At 61.3% G+C, this 18,064-nt stretch carries 18 protein-coding genes; 16 read left to right on the forward strand and 2 right to left on the reverse strand.

Annotation, left to right across the window (positions count from 1 at the left end):
* Positions 1 to 6 precede the first annotated feature (6 nt).
* From CZ345_RS02080 to CZ345_RS02135, 11 genes are all read left to right on the forward strand, one after another.
* Positions 7 to 1,407, forward strand: a complete 1,401-nt coding sequence (locus tag CZ345_RS02080) for a hypothetical protein (protein ID WP_077071534.1) — start codon at positions 7 to 9, stop codon at positions 1,405 to 1,407.
* Positions 1,408 to 1,415: 8 nt separating this feature from the next.
* Entirely contained in the window at positions 1,416 to 2,567 is a 1,152-nt protein-coding gene (locus tag CZ345_RS02085) for a twin-arginine translocation signal domain-containing protein (protein WP_077071535.1), read from the forward strand.
* A 51-nt stretch (positions 2,568 to 2,618) separates the two neighbouring features.
* Positions 2,619 to 4,346 carry a CobW family GTP-binding protein gene (locus CZ345_RS02090; protein ID WP_077071536.1) on the forward strand — a complete coding sequence of 576 codons (1,728 nt, stop codon included), beginning with the start codon at positions 2,619 to 2,621 and terminating at the stop codon, positions 4,344 to 4,346.
* Positions 4,347 to 4,418: 72 nt separating this feature from the next.
* Positions 4,419 to 5,006: a MotA/TolQ/ExbB proton channel family protein gene (locus tag CZ345_RS02095; RefSeq protein ID WP_077071537.1), complete on the forward strand. Its 588-nt coding sequence runs from the start codon at positions 4,419 to 4,421 to the stop codon at positions 5,004 to 5,006.
* On the forward strand, positions 5,003 to 5,416 hold the full coding sequence (locus CZ345_RS02100) for an ExbD/TolR family protein (RefSeq protein ID WP_077071538.1): 414 nt from the start codon (positions 5,003 to 5,005) through the stop codon (positions 5,414 to 5,416). Before CZ345_RS02095 ends, CZ345_RS02100 begins: the two co-directional genes overlap by 4 nt.
* 6 nt (positions 5,417 to 5,422) lie before the next feature.
* On the forward strand, positions 5,423 to 5,938 hold the full coding sequence (gene tolA, locus CZ345_RS02105) for a cell envelope integrity protein TolA (RefSeq protein WP_077071539.1): 516 nt from the start codon (positions 5,423 to 5,425) through the stop codon (positions 5,936 to 5,938).
* Between the two features lie 385 nt (positions 5,939 to 6,323).
* On the forward strand, positions 6,324 to 7,313 hold the full coding sequence (locus tag CZ345_RS02110; protein ID WP_077071540.1) for a metallophosphoesterase: 990 nt from the start codon (positions 6,324 to 6,326) through the stop codon (positions 7,311 to 7,313).
* 240 nt (positions 7,314 to 7,553) lie between these two features.
* Positions 7,554 to 8,246, forward strand: a complete 693-nt coding sequence (locus CZ345_RS02115) for an iron-sulfur cluster assembly scaffold protein (protein WP_077071541.1) — start codon at positions 7,554 to 7,556, stop codon at positions 8,244 to 8,246.
* Positions 8,247 to 8,260: 14 nt separating this feature from the next.
* Positions 8,261 to 9,262 carry a GGGtGRT protein gene (locus CZ345_RS02120; RefSeq protein WP_077071542.1) on the forward strand — a complete coding sequence of 334 codons (1,002 nt, stop codon included), beginning with the start codon at positions 8,261 to 8,263 and terminating at the stop codon, positions 9,260 to 9,262.
* A 310-nt stretch (positions 9,263 to 9,572) separates the two neighbouring features.
* A complete protein-coding gene (locus CZ345_RS02130) occupies positions 9,573 to 10,649 on the forward strand; it encodes a LacI family DNA-binding transcriptional regulator (protein ID WP_077071544.1) in 1,077 nt (358 codons plus the stop codon).
* Positions 10,646 to 11,254: a tetratricopeptide repeat protein gene (locus tag CZ345_RS02135; RefSeq protein WP_077071545.1), complete on the forward strand. Its 609-nt coding sequence runs from the start codon at positions 10,646 to 10,648 to the stop codon at positions 11,252 to 11,254. Before CZ345_RS02130 ends, CZ345_RS02135 begins: the two co-directional genes overlap by 4 nt.
* Before the next feature lie 198 nt (positions 11,255 to 11,452).
* Here the strand turns inward: CZ345_RS02135 and CZ345_RS02140 are convergent, their stop codons facing one another.
* Positions 11,453 to 12,277, reverse strand: coding sequence for a phosphodiesterase (locus CZ345_RS02140; RefSeq protein WP_077071546.1), 825 nt, complete (start codon positions 12,275 to 12,277; stop codon positions 11,453 to 11,455).
* 42 nt (positions 12,278 to 12,319) lie between these two features.
* A complete protein-coding gene (locus CZ345_RS02145) occupies positions 12,320 to 13,651 on the reverse strand; it encodes an MFS transporter (protein ID WP_077071547.1) in 1,332 nt (443 codons plus the stop codon).
* A gap of 319 nt (positions 13,652 to 13,970) precedes the next feature.
* Between CZ345_RS02145 and CZ345_RS02150 the strand changes: the two genes are divergently transcribed.
* From CZ345_RS02150 to CZ345_RS02170, 5 genes are all read left to right on the forward strand, one after another.
* Positions 13,971 to 15,044 (forward strand): LacI family DNA-binding transcriptional regulator, encoded by a 1,074-nt coding sequence (locus tag CZ345_RS02150; RefSeq protein ID WP_077071548.1) that lies wholly within the window; start codon positions 13,971 to 13,973, stop codon positions 15,042 to 15,044.
* Between the two features lie 102 nt (positions 15,045 to 15,146).
* Positions 15,147 to 15,575, forward strand: coding sequence for a C-GCAxxG-C-C family protein (locus CZ345_RS02155; protein WP_077071549.1), 429 nt, complete (start codon positions 15,147 to 15,149; stop codon positions 15,573 to 15,575).
* A 22-nt stretch (positions 15,576 to 15,597) separates the two neighbouring features.
* Positions 15,598 to 16,548 carry an ABC transporter substrate-binding protein gene (locus CZ345_RS02160; protein ID WP_077071550.1) on the forward strand — a complete coding sequence of 317 codons (951 nt, stop codon included), beginning with the start codon at positions 15,598 to 15,600 and terminating at the stop codon, positions 16,546 to 16,548.
* Positions 16,545 to 17,306: an ABC transporter ATP-binding protein gene (locus tag CZ345_RS02165; RefSeq protein ID WP_077071551.1), complete on the forward strand. Its 762-nt coding sequence runs from the start codon at positions 16,545 to 16,547 to the stop codon at positions 17,304 to 17,306. Before CZ345_RS02160 ends, CZ345_RS02165 begins: the two co-directional genes overlap by 4 nt.
* A complete protein-coding gene (locus tag CZ345_RS02170) occupies positions 17,303 to 18,064 on the forward strand; it encodes an ABC transporter permease (RefSeq protein WP_077071552.1) in 762 nt (253 codons plus the stop codon). The genes CZ345_RS02165 and CZ345_RS02170 overlap by 4 nt, the downstream gene beginning before the upstream one ends.

Below are 18,064 nucleotides of genomic sequence, written 5' to 3' on the forward strand. Positions count from 1 at the left end.
AACCGTATGTCTCAGGAACAGCTTCCTTATCTTGAAGAGCGCAAGCTCGTTAAAAGATGGAGAGGCCCCATCCCCGCGCTCATGAACCTGGCGTTCACGCTGCTCATCTTCGCGGTGACCTGGTGGATTTTCCAGGATCCGCGCGGCATCATGCGCTTCTACACTCCCTATGTAGGCTACAACTACTGCCGCTGGTGGCTCATCATCCTCATCTGGATGGCCTACACCTTCGACTTCTGGCCCTTCAAAAAGGACTGGATACGCAACGCCCATCCTCTGCAGAAAGGCCTCGTGCTGGCCCTCATTTCCGTGGGTACCATGATCTTCTTCATCCACGGCTTCTTTGAAGGCGTGCTCGGCAACTTCGCCTTCGCCTACTTCAATCCCGATCAGCTCCAGAAGCTCGGCCTCACGGAATTCTATTCCACCGAATACGCGGCTCAGGCCTGCATGATGTTCGCCGTCATCGCCTCCTGGATCAGCCCCGCCTGGGTGGTCGCCCTCGAAGGTCAGCCCTGGGCCAACGCCTCGCAGCCCGTGCGCGGCTTCAGCATCTGGCTCGGCACCTTCTGCCTCAGCCTCGTCATCTACCTCATGACCATGCACAACCACATGGGCATCCTGTACTACCCCTGGCAGTACTTCACCGCCATCTGCCCGCCCTACTGGGAACAGTTCGCCGAAACCGTGTCGGCCAACTTCCATGTGGCGTGGATCATGTGCTGCACCGTGGTGGTGTGGTTCGTGGAAGGCATCTGGGAACGCTATCCCTTCACCATGATCAAGCGCGACTGGCCCCGCCGCATCGCCCTGTTCATCGGCATCATTGTCATCGCCTGGGCTCTGTGCCTGTTCTTCTGGTACATGCAGGAACTCGTATGGGGCGACGCCATCCGCGGTCATCGCCGCGACGCGGCTCCCGACTGGCGCTGGCTGCACGTGGGCGAAACCGCCATCTTCTTCCTCGTGCCCGCGCTCTTCGTGCAGTTCTACTGCGAAAACTGGCCTACGAAGTTCAGCACTCCCGTGAACATTCTCATCCGTACCGGCCTCGTCATCGTGGGCGGCATCATCCTTTACTGCCTGTACTACCAGTACGCCCACTTCATCCTCGGCACGCAGAAGGGCTTCTCCCATCCGCAGCAGTTCCCCATGATTCCCACCATCTGGCTCATCGACATCTGGCTCATCAACTGGTGGTTCATGGACGGCTGGCCCGGCTGGAGACGTGAATTCAAGACCGCCGAAGAGCTTGCAGCCGAAAAGCGCCATATCGAAGTCGACCATGCCTGGAACCCTGCCATGAAGGGCGGCCTTGTGGCCGGCATCATCGGCGGCGTGGCGCTGTACTTCCTCATCGTTTGGCTGCTGCCCATCTGTAGCGCAACCTTCACTCTGGTGAAGTAGGAGTCCTTATGAACAGACGTGAATTTCTGAAAGGCGCATCTCTCGGCATCGGCGCCGGCGCGATCGGCGCCATGGGCCTTTATTCCTATACGCCCATGCGCAAGGCCTTCCTGCCCGAAGTACACCGTCAGCTGACCGACTTCGGCGTCTGCAAATCCGTCAAGGTGACGAACATCTCGGAAACCAGCTGGTTCGACAACGGCGTGTTCATGAAGAACGTGACCGGCGCGGGCGGCCTGCTTGTGGACCAGTACACCTACAACTGGGCGCCTTTCGGCAACGGCAAGGGCATAGGCAAGGGTACCTACAAGGAAGGCCTGGCGAAAATCAAGCCCTACATCCAGAAGGGCGATCTGCACGAAGCCTGGGCCATTGCCAAGGAAAATTCCGTGGATGCCGACAACGCGGGCGGCTTCTCCTGCCTCGTGGAAATCGAGGCCATGGACGGCACCAAGACCAAGTACCTGTTCGACTGCGGCTGGAACTACGACTGGATGGAGGAAAGCTTCAAGCGCGAAGGCATCGACAACATGCTCGCCAACGGCGAAATCGCGGGCTTCATCCAGACTCACGAACACATGGACCATTACTGGGCCTTCCCCGTGGTGGCCAAGTACGCCCCCAACATCCATGTCTACACCCCGAACACCTTCTATGAGGAAGGCAAGAACTACCTCAAGGAATCCGGGCATGTGGGTGAATGGACGGAAGTGAAGAAGGGCCTCTATCCCCTTCAGCCGGGCGTGGCGCTGTACCAGTTCGAGTGCCCCATCATCTTCCGCGTGTTCGGCGAAATGTCCCTGTACTGCAACGTGAAGGACGTGGGCCTTGTGAGCATCACGGGCTGCTGCCATCAGGGCATCATCCTCTTCGCGGATACGGCCTACAAGGAACTCAAGTACGAAAAGGACAAGTTCTACGGCCTTTACGGCGGCCTGCACATCTCCCCCTTCGACGACTGGGACCCCAAGTACGACGACCTCGTCATCGGCCTGAAGAAGTGGGATCTGCAGCGCGTAGGCTGCAACCACTGCACGGGTCTCATCACGGCGCAGAAATTCGTCGACGTGGGTTACCCCGTGGTGAAGGGCACGGCCCGCTTCCGCTCCAAGACCACCAACTATCTGGGTAACGGCGACATCATCACCTTCCCCGGATAACGACCATCATTCCGGGGCGCGCTCCGGCGCGCCCCGGCTTACGGAGCGGCCATGAAACTGGAAAAAATTCTTCCTCGCTCTCTCGGCGACAGCGATTCCGACTGCGCGAGCATCTTCACTTCCCTCGTCATGGCCGCCCATTTCGAGCGCAGCCGGGCACGGGCGCTCGGCTGGCGGGGGGTGCGCCCCTGCGCCTCCAGCCATCCTGCATGGACCTGCCGCGTGGCCGGAAGCGACCATGTGTTCGGCATCCGCTTCGACGGAGAACACATCAAGGACTTTCCCGGCGGTACGCGCTGGCTGCGCGGGCACTTCAGCCTCTATGTCTTCCCCGACGCACAGTCTCCCCTTCTGGACATTTTTCCCCTGGACGCCCTGCGCTTCGCCCTTCTGCCCGAATACGGCAACGCCATCCGGGAATTTTCCGGCGGCGAACCCAAACTTCAGCCCTTCCTGCTCGGGGATATGCGCATGGACGTTTCCTTTGCCGGCAACGCCCTCGCCCTTACGCTGGAAGCACCGGCAAGGCACCGCGTCATCTGCGCCGACGGGCTGCGAGCCCAGGACGGGTGGCTCATAGAACCCGGCGCGCCGGAATGCGACGTGCCCGCCTTCAGCCTCTTCCTGCGGCTTTTCGCCGTCATCGCCGCCACGGCGGAACAGGAACTCGGAGAAAAGGCCTCCGTCTTCCGGGGGATGCGCACCGTTCCCCGCCTTCTTTTCCATGCCGACAGCACTCTGGACGAGTGCGAAGAGGAAAAGGAGACTCTGCTTTCGCTCTCCGCCGCCTTCGGCCCCGCCCCGGAAGAAAACTCGCTCCGCCCCCTGCGGGACATTCCCGCAAGGCACAGGCCGGACGACATGGAGCGGCACCTCCGCCCCGTGCTGCATGTGCTCACGGGCTTTCTCGGCGCGGGCAAAACCACCTTCCTGCGCCGCTGGCTGGACTTTCTGCACGGCCGCGAACGCTTCACCGGCGTCATTCAGAACGAATTCGGCAAGGTGGAACTCGACGCCACGCTTATGAAGGGCGACACCATCGTGGAAGCGCTGGACGAAGGCTGCGTATGCTGTTCCCTCGCGGACAGCCTGCGCCCGGGGCTGGAACGCATCATCTCCGCCATGCCCGCCGAGCAGTTCGTGCTGGAAACCACGGGCCTTGCCAACCCCGCCAACATCATGGAGGAACTCGGCAACCTGCGCGACCTCGTCACTCCCGGGCTCGTCATCACCGTGGCGGACGCGCTGGATCTGTGCGGACGGCAGGACGGACAGGGCAAGGAAGATACGGGCATACGCCTCGCCCAGCTGCAGAAGGCCGACGTCATCATCCTGAACAAATGCGACGCCGTGGACGCCGACGCGCTGGAAAAACTCACCAATCATCTGCAGAGTCTCAACGCAAAGGCGCTCATCCTGCATTCGCGCTTCGGCAACATCCCCTTCGGCGAACTGGACGCCTGGATAGACGCCCATGCCGACACGCGCCTGCCTTCCCACAGCCCGCGGCTCATGCGTATGGGGGAACACGCCGCAACCCATGCCGAAGAAGGCTATGTGGCAAAGGCCGTAAGCTTCGACCATGCTCTTTCCGTACCGGAACTGGAACGTCTTCTCCAGAGCGCGGGCCCGGGCCTGTGCCGGGCCAAGGGCATCATCAACATGGAAGGGGAAGGCCCCTGCGTGGTGCAGTACGCCGCAGGGCGGCTCGACATCACGCCCGCCCCGGACGAAACTCCCATCGACCTCGTGCTCATCGGCACGGGCCTGACCGTATGAGGAAGCCGGAAAACTCCCGCCCCGGACGTATTCGCAGGGCGCGGGCCAACGTCAAACAGCACGGAGAGGTACATGAACATATTTCTGATGGGCGGCTGGATGATGTGGCCTCTGGCGCTCATTTCCATCATGGTCACGGCCATCGTGGTGGAACGCCTTCTCCTGTTCTCCACCTGCCGCTTCCCGGCAAAAGGCTTTGCCGCCCTTCTGGAGGATGCCGTACGGGGCGATGCCGGGCCTCTGGTGGAAGCGGTGGAACGCGTGGGAATGCTGCGCCGCTTCGCCGCCCTGCTGGACGAAGAAGGCCCGGGCAGAGAAGCCGCGCTGCGCATCGAAGGCGAAGCCGTGGTAAAAAGCCTTGAGGCAAGGCTCCCTCTGTTGTCCATTCTTGCGAAGCTCGCCCCGCTCATGGGACTTCTCGGCACGGTACTCGGCATGATCTCCACCTTTTCCGAAATAGCGAACGCCCAGGCGGGCATCAACATGAATCAGCTTGCAGGGGGTATCTGGCAGGCTCTCATCACCACGGCGGCGGGCCTGTTCATCGCCATTCCGGCGCTGTTCTTCCTGCATTACTTCCAGACAAGAACAGACGATGTGGCCTCGGCCCTTTCGGAGGCGGCCAACGCCGTGCTGGCCGCGGAGGAGGAAAAGCCGTGATCAGCCTGCGCCCCCGCAGAACGCGCAGCACGGAGCTGGATCTCACGCCCGTCATGGACGTCATCTTCATCCTGCTCATCTTCTTCATCGTGGCCTCGGCCTTTGCCGTGCGCGGGCTGGATATCGACCTGCCCGCCGCGCATTCCAGTCAGGCCCTTTCCGGCCGCGTGGTGGAAGTGCGCCTTGAGGAGGACGGAAGCTTTCTGTGCGACGGCGTGCCCGTGGAACGGGAATTTCTCCGCTACAGGCTGCAGGACATCGTGCGCAATTTCCGAAAGGAACCCGGTCAGCTCGTGCTGAAGGCCAGCCCCCGGGCCCCCGTGGAAGCGCTTATTTTCGTTGTGGACGAGGTGCGTATGCTCGGCGGTGAAAAGCTCATGGTCGCCACCTCCCGCCCGGAAGAAAGGTAACAAGGCATGACGGACGGCGAACGACTCTGGACAGGCATCGCGCTGTCGCTGTTTCTGCACTTCACCCTGCTCCTCTGCGACGCCCCGGAACCGGAGCAGGCGCCCCTTTTCCGCGCCGTGCTGGACATGGACGAGGAATCCACCCTCTCCCAGAGCGGCGCACGGCAGGGCACGGGAATTCAATCCTCCTCCGCTCAGGACAGAGAGGAAGCGGAAAAGCTCGACCGGAAACGCCGCGCCTACCTGCGCTACCTTGACGATGTGGACGACGCCATCCATGCGCGCAGGCTCGATTTCGGCGAGACCTCGCTCATCGGCGTGGCGCTCTGCGCCTTCACCATCGCGCCCGACGGCACCTTCAGCGATGCCCGCATCGTCACCGGCTCCGGCAGGCCGGAACTGGACGCCTCGGCCCTGCGTGCGGTACGCGCCGCAAGCGGCGTCGTGCCCCGGCCGGAAATTCTGGGCTCGGCCCCCATCCACGTTTCCCTTCAGGTGAAATACCAGTACGGGCTGCAATAACGGCGTCTCCCGGCGGACGCTCAGGCCCGGCGCCCCCGCGCTCTGCCGTTCCCTGCCGGCAGAAGGCGGGGGCGCTTCGTACAGTCCGGCAGGGACGCAGGACTTTGCGCCTTTTCGTGCGCCCATCGCTGAAAAGGGCATCTTCATCATATATCCATACTGCCGACATCAAGGCTTCATGCTTTACGCGCCTTATAGGACGCGAAGGCAATACCCCTGCGGGCGGATGTTCCATGTAGTATACCACCGCCGCACGCCGCATGACACGCCGAGCCGGAACTCATCCGACAGCACATGAACGGCCGAAGCCCCGCCCGGAGGCCGCCTTTTTCCCCTTTACCACCGCCCGCCGTACTGCAACGGCGGCATGAATACGGAGTCTGTCATGGCAAAGACCATCGCCCGACGCGACATCTTGAAAATGAGTGCGGCCGCCACTCTCTGCGCCGCCGCCGGCGTTCTTGCAAAAAGCAGCACCGCCGAAGCCGGGGATACGAAGAGCCTGCTCAGGGCCGGCATCATCACCGACATGCACAAAACCAGCAAGGCCGACAGCAGCACCCGCATCTACTCCGCCTCCATGGACAAGATGAAGGTCTTCATCGACGCCATGAAGAAGGAAAAGCCCGCCTTCATCATCGAACTCGGAGACTTCGTGGATACGCTGGCCCCCGGCTCCGATCCCGCCGCCAACCTGCGCGACATCGAAGCGCTGTTCACCTCCTTTGCCGGTCCCGCCTACCATGTGCTGGGCAATCACGACTTCGACAATCTGAAGCGCGAAGCCTTCCTCTCCGGCGTCGTCAACACCGGCATTGAAAAGGGCAGAACCTACTACTCCTTCGAAGCCGAAGGCGTGCACTGCATCGTGCTCGACGCCGACTATACGCCGAAAAACTTCCGCCCCTACGACATGAACACCCCCGAAGACACGTTCTGGACGTGGGTGGACACCATCATCCCGCCTCAGGAAATGGAATGGCTGGAAAAGGACCTCAAGAGCACCGACAAGCCCGTGCTGGTGTTCAGCCATCAGACCCTGGACCGCGTGGACGAACAGGACCACAACATCAAGAACGCCTCCGCCGTGCGCAGGCTGCTGGAGGAAAGCGGAAAGGTGCTCGCCGTCATTTCCGGGCACGACCATCAGGGCGGCTACTCCAACATCAAGGGCATTCACTATGTGGTGCTCAACGGCAACGTGGGCGTCAACGATACCCGCACCTGGGAAGCCACCAGCCTTGAAAAGGGCCGCGGCGTTCACAACGACAATCAGTTCTGCGTGCTCGACGTTCAGAAGAAGGGCAAGACCTATACCCTCAGCTTCGAAGGCTACGGCCGTCAGCCGAGCTACCGGCTGGAAAGAACGCTCTAGGCCGTACTTCATCTTTCGTCACTCTCTCCGGGCGGGCGGCGCATCTTACGGGTGCGCCGCCCGCCGCCTTATGCGGCAGTTGCACAGAAGCGCCCTTTGTGCGACGATGCCTGCGGGAAAAATGTCCCAAGGCGTCATGCCTGAACCGTTCGTCGAGCTGACGGCTTCTGCCTCCCGGGCAGGAATTGTCGGCTTCTTTCTTTATGGGCGTGTGAAGGTATGCAAAAACAGGAGTCGAAGATGATCTATTCCTCGGAAGTCGAACACATGTGTCCGGTGGCGAAAGGGGCGTATCACGGCCCCGCGCCCATCCCGGAGGAAGGCAAATGGGTGCAGGCGAAGCAGATCGGCGACATTTCCGGCCTGACCCACGGCATCGGCTGGTGCGCGCCGCAGCAGGGCGCGTGCAAGCTTACCCTCAACGTCAAGAACGGCATCATTGAAGAAGCGCTGGTGGAAACCCTGGGCTGCTCCGGCATGACCCATTCGGCGGCCATGGCCTCCGAAATACTTCCGGGCAAGACCATCCTGGAAGCGCTGAACACCGACCTTGTCTGCGACGCCATCAACGTGGCCATGCGCGAACTGTTCCTGCAGATCGTCTACGGCCGCAGCCAGACGGCCTTCTCGGAAGGCGGGCTCCCCATCGGCGCCAGCCTCGAAGACCTCGGCAAGGGTATGCGCAGCCAGGTAGGCACCATGTTCGGCACCAAGCTCAAGGGCGCGCGCTATCTGGAAATGGCCGAAGGCTATGTCACGCAGCTTGCGCTGAACGCCGACAACGAAATCATCGGCTATGAATTCCTCAACCTCGGCAAGTTCACCGACGCGCTCAAGAAGGGAGAAGACCCCGCCGCCGCGCTGGAAAAGGCCAAGGGCCGTTACGGGCAGTTCGCAGACGCCGTGAAATATATCGATCCGAGAAAGGAATAAGGGAGGGGGAAATCATGGCACTGTTTGAAAGTTACGAACGCCGCATCGAACGCATCAATGCGGTTCTCAAGGAAAACGGCATCGCCTCCCTGGAAGAGGCGCGGGACATCTGCGCCGCCAGGGGCGTCGATCCTTACCGCATCGTGAAGGAAATTCAGCCCATCGCCTTTGAAAACGCCTGCTGGGCCTATACCGTCGGCGCGGCCATCGCCATCAGGAAAGGCTGCGCCACGGCTCCCGAAGCCGCCGAAGCCATCGGCATCGGCCTTCAGTCCTTCTGCATTCCCGGTTCCGTGGCGGAAGACAGAAAGGTCGGCCTCGGGCACGGCAACCTCGCGGCCATGCTGCTGTGCGACGAAACCGAATGTTTCGCCTTCCTCGCCGGGCATGAATCCTTCGCCGCCGCCGAAGGCGCCATCGGCATCGTGAAGAACGCCAACAAGTCCAGAAAGAAGCCCCTGCGGGTCATTCTCAACGGTCTCGGAAAGGACGCCGCGCAGATCATCTCCCGCATCAACGGCTTCACCTATGTGCAGACGCAGTTCGACTACGCCACGGGCAAGCTCTCCATCGTGAGGGAAATCCCCTATTCCAAGAACGAACGTGCTTCCGTGCGCTGCTACGGCGCCGACGACGTACGCGAGGGCGTGGCCATCATGCACAGGGAAAAGGTCGACGTGTCCATCACCGGCAACTCCACCAACCCCACCCGCTTCCAGCATCCCGTGGCGGGCACCTACAAGAAGGAATGCGTGGAACAGGGGAAGAAGTACTTCTCCGTGGCTTCCGGCGGCGGCACCGGCCGTACGCTCCATCCCGACAACATGGCTGCCGGTCCCGCCTCCTACGGCATGACGGACACCATGGGCCGTATGCATTCCGACGCGCAGTTCGCAGGCTCGAGCTCCGTGCCCGCCCATGTGGAAATGATGGGCTTCCTGGGCATGGGCAACAACCCCATGGTGGGCGCCACCGTTGCCGTGGCCGTCGCCGTGGCGGAAGCCATGAACAAGTAGCGCATACCTGACCGGCAGGACGCCGCTTTTCCGCAGCGGCCGGGCTGCGCCGACCCAGACATGCCCTTTTCCTCAATCACAAACCATTCTGTTCCGTGCGGGTTCCCGGACGATTCCGGGAACCCTCGGATTTTCCTCTCCCCGGACAGCCGCCCGGTTTTCCGGGGCAGCGCCCGCACCGCCTTCCGTGCGGCCGCGGATCTTCAGCCCCATGCCGCAGCAAACCGCAATGCTTCCGCGGGCATGAAGCAGGCTTCCCCATTTGACGAAAACGCGCCTTCCCGCTAGCCTGCCTTTCTGGAGAAAAGCCGTGCATAGCAGAAAAAAAGTGACGCTGGAAGATGTAAGCCAGGCTGCGGGAGTGTCGCTGAGTTCGGTTTCCATGATTCTCAACGCCCGGGCGGACGTATCCTTTTCCCCCGAAACGGTACGCAAGGTACGCAGTGCGGCGGAAAGCCTCGGTTACCGCGCCCCGGCAAGACTCGGCAAGGGGCGGCTTCCCGGCAGAAACGTCGTGTTCATCGTCACGCCCAACATTGCCAACGCCTATTATTCCGGCCTGGTGCAGGCCATACAGCAGGCTGCGGAGGAACGCGGCTTCTCCACGCTCATCTTCACCACCTACCGGGCGGAAAGCAAGGAAGAGGAAGTGCTGGACATGGCTCTCGCGCTGGGCGCGGCAGGCATGATCTTCACCCTCACGCCCCGGAGCATCCGCAAGGTGGAAAAGGTGAACGGCAAAATTCCCATCGTGCTCATGGGCGACGGCAACTCCAGCCCCAAGGTGGATACCGTGGAGCTCGACAACTACAGCGCAGGCGTGCTCATCGGGCGGCACATGCTGGAGCTCGGCCACAGGCACATCGCCTTCATTTCCGCCATGACCAACACCGCCAACGCCATACGCCTGCGCAGACTTCAGGGCGTGCGCGACACCTACGCGGAAAAACCCGGCTGCTCCGTTCAGGTGTTCACCCGCGACTACACCCCCCGCGAGGAACTCGGCAACACGGATCTGGAACAGTGCATCGGCTACGAGCTCACCATGCAGTGCCTGAAGAAAAAAAGCCGTGTTTCCGGTTTCGTGGCCGTCAACGACTTCATCGCCTACGGCGTGCTCGACGCCCTGGCCGACAGCGGCCTGCGCGTGCCCGAAGACTACAGCGTCTGCGGATTCAACAACCTTTCCTCTTCCCGCATTTCCCGCGTGGGACTCACCACCGTGGAGCATCAGACGGAGGCATGGGCACGCAACGCCGTAGACATCCTTTACGAACGCATCAGGGGCGGCAACGCCGTAAGCGACATTACCCGCGTAGCCTACACCCACCGCCTGCTGGAACGCCGTTCCACGGCTCCGTTCCGCCAGACACAGGAGAAACCATGAAAGGCCTTTTCTGCCTCCCGCTTCTGCTTCTGCTTTCCGGCTGCAGCATGTTCCACCTGCCCTTCTCGGGCGACCCGGAGAAGGCGGACAGCCCCGCAGCTCCGGTAAACGTCAAAGAACCCGCTCCGAGCCGCAGCGTTTCGCCCGAAGTGCAGAAACTCGTCGCCGAGGCGCTGGAATACTGGACCGATTCCGGGGAATGCACCAATCCCGAAAGGGCGGCGGCGCTTCTGGACAAGGCCGTGGCGGCCGATCCGCTGGACCCTGCGCCCTATCTTCTGCGCTCCCTTGCCCTGAGCGATCTCGGCTACATGAACGAGGCATTCGACGACGCCACCAGAGCCATACGCCTTTCCCCCACGGCGGAAGCCTACGCCACGCGCGGCTTCATCTGCCTGAAGCAGCGCCATGCCAAAGGCGCGCAGCGCGACTTCGAATACGCGGAAAAAATCAATCCCGACGAACCGCTCATCTATGTGTACCGGGCCGCCGGTGCCTTCATGGAGGGCCGCGACAAGGATGCCTGCCGGGACCTGGAACACGCCTGTTCTCTCGGACGCTGCAATCCGTGGGAAACGGCAAAAACGGGCAATCTCTGCCGCTGACGGGCCTCTTCCGGCAGGACAGTTTCGACAGCGCTCCGCACGGCGGAGCGCTGTCGTTTAAAACGGAAGGCCGCCGCCCGCAGGGCGACGGCCTTTTTCCGAGGAGGAACAGGGGCAGGGGAACCCCTTTTTCCCCGTGCCGGAGCCTGCGCCCCTGTACGGCTCAGGCTCCGGCCGGGGCAGGAATCATTGGAATCTCTACTCTTCCGTGGGATTCACGGAATCAAGAAAGCGATAAGGCCCCGCATAGGTGGGCGTGCCGTAAATCTGGCAGACGTGGGTGTTCCATGCGCCGTCGCGCCAGTCGTGCAGAAGATAGCCCGGAGCTTCCATCACGAAGGTGTCGCCGCCTTCCGGGGAAAGATCGAGATCTATCTGCATGGAGGCGGCGGGGGCGGTAACGGCCGCCACCCCGGCCCACTGCGTGAAGATGGGCCTGTGCATGTGGCCGCAGCAGAGCCGCACCCACGGTGCCTTTTCCAGAATGGCGCGCAGGCGCTCCACGTTTTCATAAGGCTCGTCCATGGCGCCCATGCCCGTGATGAAGGGCGGATGATGCATGAAAAGAAGCGCAGGCACGCCGGGGCGGCGGGCAAGCTCCCTTTCCAGCCACGCGGCGCACGCTTCCGGCACATGCCCGGAATGAGAACCCGGGCTCATGCTGTCCATCATCAGAAAACGCACGTCGTCCTTTTCCACGCTATAGCACAGCCAGGGCGCCGTCTGTTCGTTTTCCGGGCACCAGCCCTTGAGGATGGAACGCATCCTGTCGCGCCTGTCGTGATTGCCGGGCACGGCGTACACGGGAATGTTCAGGGGCGAAAGCGCTTCATACAGCATGTGATAGGCGTGTTCGTCGCCGCTGTCGGCAAGATCGCCGGTAATGACCATCATGTCCGGCTTCCGGGCGAGGCTGAGAAGATGCTTTGCCGCGGTTTCCAGGCACTTCGGGGTGTCCACCACACGAAACGACAATCTGCCGTCGCCGCGAAGATGAAAATCGGAAATCTGAAGTACTTGCATAGGTATTCCTTGCGGGAGAGGGAATCTCTCCCGCGTCCTTTGTCAGATGTGTTCCACATCGTCGCCCAGGCGACGCACGGCGGCGTTGTGCTTGCGCTGCACGATGAAGGCGGAAACCGCGCTCGTGGCGGCGGCCAGCATGGTGTACAGGCAGACATAGATGGGGTCGCCGTCGGCCACCTTCATGAAGTAGGTGCACAGACCGGGCACAATGCCCGCCACAAGGAAGCCGGGGAACTGATACACTATGGAAATGCCGGTATAGCGCACGTCGGCCGGGAAGAGATCGGAGAACAGCGCCGCTTCGGGGCCGAACACACCCGCGTAGAATACGCTGAGCGGAATGATGATGGCAAGGCCGATCATGAAGAGATTGCCCTCGCTCGCGCCCATGAGCCAGAAGGAGGGGAAGATGGAGAGGCCGCACAGCATACTGGCGATGCCGTACACACGGCCGCGGCCGTAGCGGTCGGCAAGGCGTCCGGCAATGAGGATGAAGGGGCACATGACGAGCGCGGACACCATGACCAGCGAAAGAGCCTCGGTGCGCGGCACGTTCACATACTGCACGAGATAGGTGATGACGAACACGGCAAGCACGTTGAAGAACACGCCGTCGATCCAGCGCGCGCCCACGCCGAGGGCGATGTTGCCGGGATGTTCCCTGCACACCTTCACGATGGGCAGAGTCTTCTTCTCCTTCTCCTGACGGGCCTTTTCCTGGGCCTTCTGGAAGTCGGGAGTTTCAAGGATGTGCATACGGATGTAAAGGGCGATGCACACGAGCACCACGCTCACGAGGAAGGCGAGTCTCCAGCCCCAGGCAAGGAACTGTTCGTTGGTCAGCGCCCAGGAAAGCAGGGCTACCACGCCGGAGGAAAGACACAGCCCCGTGGCCAGCCCCATCTGGGGAATGCTGGCGTAGAAGGCGCGTTCCTTCTTGCTGGCGTATTCATAGGTCATGAGCACGGCACCGCCCCATTCGCCGCCGAGCCCCAGCCCCTGACACAGGCGCAGCGTCTGAAGGATGATGGGAGCGGCGATGCCTATCTGCGCATAGGTGGGAACAAGGCCTATGCCGATGGTGGCAAGGCCCATGATGAGCATGGTGAGCACCAGCATGCTCTTGCGGCCCAGCCTGTCGCCGAAGTGACCGAACACGAAGCCGCCGAAAGGACGGGCCAGATAGCCGATGGCAAAGGTGCTGTAGGCCAGAAGGGTGCCGATGAACGGGTCATCCGTAGGAAAGTACAGCTTGTTGAAGACGATGCCCGCCACCACGCCGTAGAGGAAGAAGTCATACCATTCGATGGTTGCTCCGAGCAGACTGGCCAGTACTACCTTGCGGATTTCTTTTTTGCTGGGCGCGCTCATGAAAAGCTCCTGTGATGTTAAAGGGGGAAACCCGTACTCCTGAAAGAGGTTATTAAAATTTTAATTAAAATGTAGGAAACTTTTTCATTAAAATTTTAATAAAATCTTCTCCATCCACATGTCTAACGATTTTTGTTCTACGGGTATTATTGTTATTAATCAAGATAATCTGCGATATTTTTTCTTTTTTAAAAATTTAGCATTTGAATTCGCCATCTTCGACAATATGATTTTTATTTTTAAAATTTTAATAGCCTTTCCGCACCCGTTGTTTGACGAAAGCGGGCCTTGTCGTTAGCCTTCTCTCGGAGATGCTGCCATGACGACGAAAAAACGAATCACTCTGGAAGACGTAAGCCGGGCGGCGGGAGTTTCGCTGAGCACCGCCTCCATGATTCTGAACGGACGGCCCGACGTTTCCTTTTCCCCGGACACGGTGCGGAACGTACGCCATACGGCGGAAGTTCTGGGCTACCGTTCCCCCGCAAGGCACAGGGCCAGGCCCCTTTCCGCCAGAAAACTCGTGCTCATCGTCAGCCCCAACATCGGCAACGCCTATTACTCCAGCATGGTGCAGGCCATACAGCAGGCCGCAGAACAGCACGGCGTTTCCACCATCATCTTCACCACCTACCGTGAAGCCGAAAAGGAAAACGAGCTTCTCGACATGGCCGTGGACATGGGCGTTTCCGGCATCATCTTCACCATGATGCCCCAGAGTCCGCTGCTGGAAAAAGTCAACCGCAGCATTCCCATCGTGGTCATAGGCGACAGGAACACCAGCCTGAACGTGGATACTGTGGAACTCGACAACTACAGCGCGGGTATGCTGGTGGGGCGCCACATGCTCGGCCTCGGCCACAGGCACATCGCCTTCATATCCACCACGCTCAACAGCGTAAACGCCATGCGTACGCGCAGACTCGACGGCGTGCGCGCCGTGTACGCGCAGGAGGAAGGCACCTCCGTGCAGGTTTTCTCGCGGGACATCACTCCCCTTGAGGAACTCAACGAAACCAGCATAGAGCACCGTGTAGGCTACGAGCTGACCATGGAATGCCTGAAGCGCGGATCTCCCGTTTCCGGCATTGTGGCGGTCAACGATTCCGTGGCCTACGGCGTGCTGGACGCTCTGGCCGAAAAGGGCCTGCGCGTGCCGGAAGATTACAGCGTGTGCGGCTTCGACAATCTTTCCGCCTCCCACATGCAGCATATCGGGCTCACCTCCGTTGAGCATCACATCGAGGAAAAAGGCAGAAACGCCTTCCATATTCTCTATGAGCGCATGACGGGCGGCAGCGCTCCGAACAACATCACCCGCGTGGAGTTTTCCCATCACCTCAGAGAAAACCGCTCCACGGCTCCTTTCCGGCCGGAAAAGGAAGAAAAATAACACCGTGCCGCACGACGCAGCGCCTTTCACGGAGCCTTGCGGCCCGCGCCTGCGTCCGCGCGGAAAAACACAGGAAAACATCCGCAGCAAAAGGACGACGGCATGAACGACATCGCGCGGCAGGTACACGGGCTTTACTGGGACAAGAACTTCAACTGCGCCAGAACCATGCTTCTCTGCCTCGGAGAAGCCTTCAACGTGCCCATTCTGCCGCAGACGCTGCAGGCCGCCACGGGGATGCACGGCGCAGGACGCTTCCGCGCCCAGTGCGGCCTGGTGGAAGGCGCGCTCATGTTCACCGGCATTCTCGGCGCAAAGCTGGGCCTTACGGACAGGCACAGCGCCGAGCTGTGCCGTCTTTTCGCCCGCGACTTCACGGAGAGTTTCGGTTCCCTGCTCTGCCGCGACCTGAGGCCGGGGGGCTTTCAGCCTTCCGATCCGCCCCATGCCTGCGAAGAACTTACCGTGCGCGCCGTATCCTTCGCGCTGGGGTATCTGAATGCCGCAAAGGCCCGTTCCTGGCGCGTGTGACGACTTTTTCAGGAGAACATTCATGCTCAGATACCGTATTCTCGCTCTTTTTCTTTCCCTCTTCCTCTTCCGGGGCGGCGCCCTTGCCGCAGACACGCTGAACATAGGCGCGCTGCCCGCTGCGGATTCTCTGCTGCTCTACGCCGCGAAGGAAGACGGAGCCTTCGCCGCCCACGGGCTCGAGGTGAACGTCGTGCCCTTCCAGAGCGCGCTGGAACTCGGCGCGGCCATGCGCTCGGGCTCGCTCGACGGACACTTCGGCGACATCATCAATGTTCTCATGCAGAATGAAAGCGGCGCGCCGCAGGTCATTGTGGCCACCACCTCCCATTCCGTTCCCGGGGCGCGCTTCTTCGGTCTTGCGGTCAGCCCCTCCTCTTCCGCAAAGAGCGTAAGCGACCTTAAAGGCAGAAGCTGCGCCATAGGCCGGGCCACCATCGTGGAATTCGTGCTCGACGCCATGCTCGAGCGGGAAAACGCGGCGGGAACGCTGGAAAAAAGCGATATCCGGCAGATACCGGTGCGCCTTCAGATGCTGCTTTCCGGCCGCATGGAATCGGCCCTGCTGCCCGAACCCCTGCTTTCCCTGGTGGAGGCGCAGGGCGCCCGCGTGCTCATCGACGACAGGGGACTCGACCTGCCCCTTGCCGTCATCGCGCTGAAAAAGCCGCAAAGCGGCGACGAGGACGCCTTCCGCGACCGTGTCCGGCGCTTCCGCGCCGCCCTTGCCGAGGAAGCGGAACGCATCAACGCCTCTCCCGAAACCTACAAGGCCATGATGAAGAAATTCAGGCTTCTCGCCCCGCAGGCCGAGGAGCGTTACGCCATGCTGCGCTTTGAAGCTCCCCTCACTCCCCTGGGGCTGCCTTCGAAAGAGGAATTGCGCCGTTATGCCGGATGGATGGAACAGGGGCGTATGCTGAAAAAAGGCCTGCCCCCCCTGGCCGACATCGTTTTTCAGGAAGAACAATGAGCGAAGAAACTCCCGTTCTGCGTGTCTCCCGCCTCGGCAGAAACTTCGGGGAAACCTGCGTGCTGTCGGATGTGAGCTTCACCCTCCCCGCAGGTTCCACCCTTGCCGTCATCGGGCCTTCCGGTTGCGGCAAGAGCACGCTGCTTTCCGTGGTGGCGGGGCTGACCGCGCCTTCCCGCGGCGAGGTGCTCTTTCCCGAAACCTGCCGCACGGCCTTCATCATGCAGGACTACGGGCTTTTTCCCTGGAAAAACGTGCGCGACAATCTGGCGCTGCCTCTGCAGCTCAGGGGCGTTTCCCGCGCCGCCCGGCATGAAGAAGCCCGCTCCATGCTGAAGGAACTGGGCATGGAAGGCCTGGAAAAACGCTTTCCCATGCAGCTTTCCGGCGGTCAGCGGCAGCGCGTGGCCATAGGGCGCGCCCTCATTTCCCGGCCGGATCTTCTGCTCATGGACGAACCCTTCGCCGCCCTCGACGCCATTACCCGCGAACACCTGCAGAATCTTCTGCTCGACATCTGGCAGCGCCGCCGCATGAGCTTCATGCTGGTCACGCACAACGTGGAGGAAGCCGTCTTCCTCGGCCGCCACGTCATGGTCATGGGCAAAAGCCCCGAAAATCTGAGGCTGTGGCTGGACAACCCCTGTTTCGGCAATGCCTCCTGCCGCAACAGCGACGAATACTTCGCTCTCGTGCGGCAGGTGCGCCAGGCCCTGAAGGGCGCCGACGAAGAAACGTCAAAGGAGAATCTCCCATGAAGGCGCTGGACATACTTCTGCGCTATCTCGTGGCCTTTCTCGCCATTCTGCTCCTCTGGCAGGCCGGAGCGACGGCTCTCGGGCCCTACCTTCTTCCCGCGCCTCTGGACGTGCTTTCGGCATGGTGCGACGCCCTCATGGGGCCGGACATGCCCGGGCACATCAAAAGCAGCGCCGTGCGCGTGGTTTCGGCCATGGTTCTGGCCTGGGTCACGGCCTTTCCCCTGGGCATACTGCTGGGCTACAAAAAGCGCATCGACCGCTACGTGTCGCCCATGGTCTTTCTTACCTACCCCCTGCCCAAGATCGTGCTGCTGCCGGTGTTTCTCACCCTTCTCGGGCTGGGAGACGCGCCCAAGATACTGCTCATCGCCCTTACCTGCGGCTACCAGATTCTCGTGGTCACCCGCGACGGCATACGAAGGCTGGACATGCGCTATCTCGAAGCCTTCCGCAGTCTGGGCGGCACCTCCGCACAGCTCGTGCGCCACGTGCTCGTCCCCGCAGCTCTTCCCAGTTCCATGACGGCGCTCAAGGTCGGCAGCGGCACGGCCGTGGCGGTGCTGTTCATGGCCGAATCCTTCGCCACGCAGAAGGGACTCGGCTTTCTCATCATGGATGCATGGGGCAGGGGCGACCAGCTGGAAATGTTCTGCGGCATTCTTTCCATGAGCCTGCTCGGCATCATGGTCTACGAAAGCTGCCACATCATCGAAAAACTGTGCTGCCGCTGGAAAAAACTGGAAATCAGGAGATAA

The sequence above is a fragment of the Mailhella massiliensis genome, assembly GCF_900155525.1.
GTDB classification, from domain to species: Bacteria; Desulfobacterota; Desulfovibrionia; order Desulfovibrionales; family Desulfovibrionaceae; genus Mailhella; species Mailhella massiliensis.

Coding starts and splice junctions, on each gene's coding strand:
- CZ345_RS02080 (WP_077071534.1), top strand. CDS start 7: ATGTCTCAGGAACAGCTTCCTTATCTTGAAGAGCGCAAGCTCGTTAAA.
- CZ345_RS02085 (WP_077071535.1), top strand. CDS start 1,416: ATGAACAGACGTGAATTTCTGAAAGGCGCATCTCTCGGCATCGGCGCC.
- CZ345_RS02090 (WP_077071536.1), top strand. CDS start 2,619: ATGAAACTGGAAAAAATTCTTCCTCGCTCTCTCGGCGACAGCGATTCC.
- CZ345_RS02095 (WP_077071537.1), top strand. CDS start 4,419: ATGAACATATTTCTGATGGGCGGCTGGATGATGTGGCCTCTGGCGCTC.
- tolA (WP_077071539.1), top strand. CDS start 5,423: ATGACGGACGGCGAACGACTCTGGACAGGCATCGCGCTGTCGCTGTTT.
- CZ345_RS02110 (WP_077071540.1), top strand. CDS start 6,324: ATGGCAAAGACCATCGCCCGACGCGACATCTTGAAAATGAGTGCGGCC.
- CZ345_RS02115 (WP_077071541.1), top strand. CDS start 7,554: ATGATCTATTCCTCGGAAGTCGAACACATGTGTCCGGTGGCGAAAGGG.
- CZ345_RS02120 (WP_077071542.1), top strand. CDS start 8,261: ATGGCACTGTTTGAAAGTTACGAACGCCGCATCGAACGCATCAATGCG.
- CZ345_RS02135 (WP_077071545.1), top strand. CDS start 10,646: ATGAAAGGCCTTTTCTGCCTCCCGCTTCTGCTTCTGCTTTCCGGCTGC.
- CZ345_RS02140 (WP_077071546.1), bottom strand. CDS start 12,277: ATGCAAGTACTTCAGATTTCCGATTTTCATCTTCGCGGCGACGGCAGA.
- CZ345_RS02145 (WP_077071547.1), bottom strand. CDS start 13,651: ATGAGCGCGCCCAGCAAAAAAGAAATCCGCAAGGTAGTACTGGCCAGT.
- CZ345_RS02150 (WP_077071548.1), top strand. CDS start 13,971: ATGACGACGAAAAAACGAATCACTCTGGAAGACGTAAGCCGGGCGGCG.
- CZ345_RS02155 (WP_077071549.1), top strand. CDS start 15,147: ATGAACGACATCGCGCGGCAGGTACACGGGCTTTACTGGGACAAGAAC.
- CZ345_RS02160 (WP_077071550.1), top strand. CDS start 15,598: ATGCTCAGATACCGTATTCTCGCTCTTTTTCTTTCCCTCTTCCTCTTC.
- CZ345_RS02165 (WP_077071551.1), top strand. CDS start 16,545: ATGAGCGAAGAAACTCCCGTTCTGCGTGTCTCCCGCCTCGGCAGAAAC.
- CZ345_RS02170 (WP_077071552.1), top strand. CDS start 17,303: ATGAAGGCGCTGGACATACTTCTGCGCTATCTCGTGGCCTTTCTCGCC.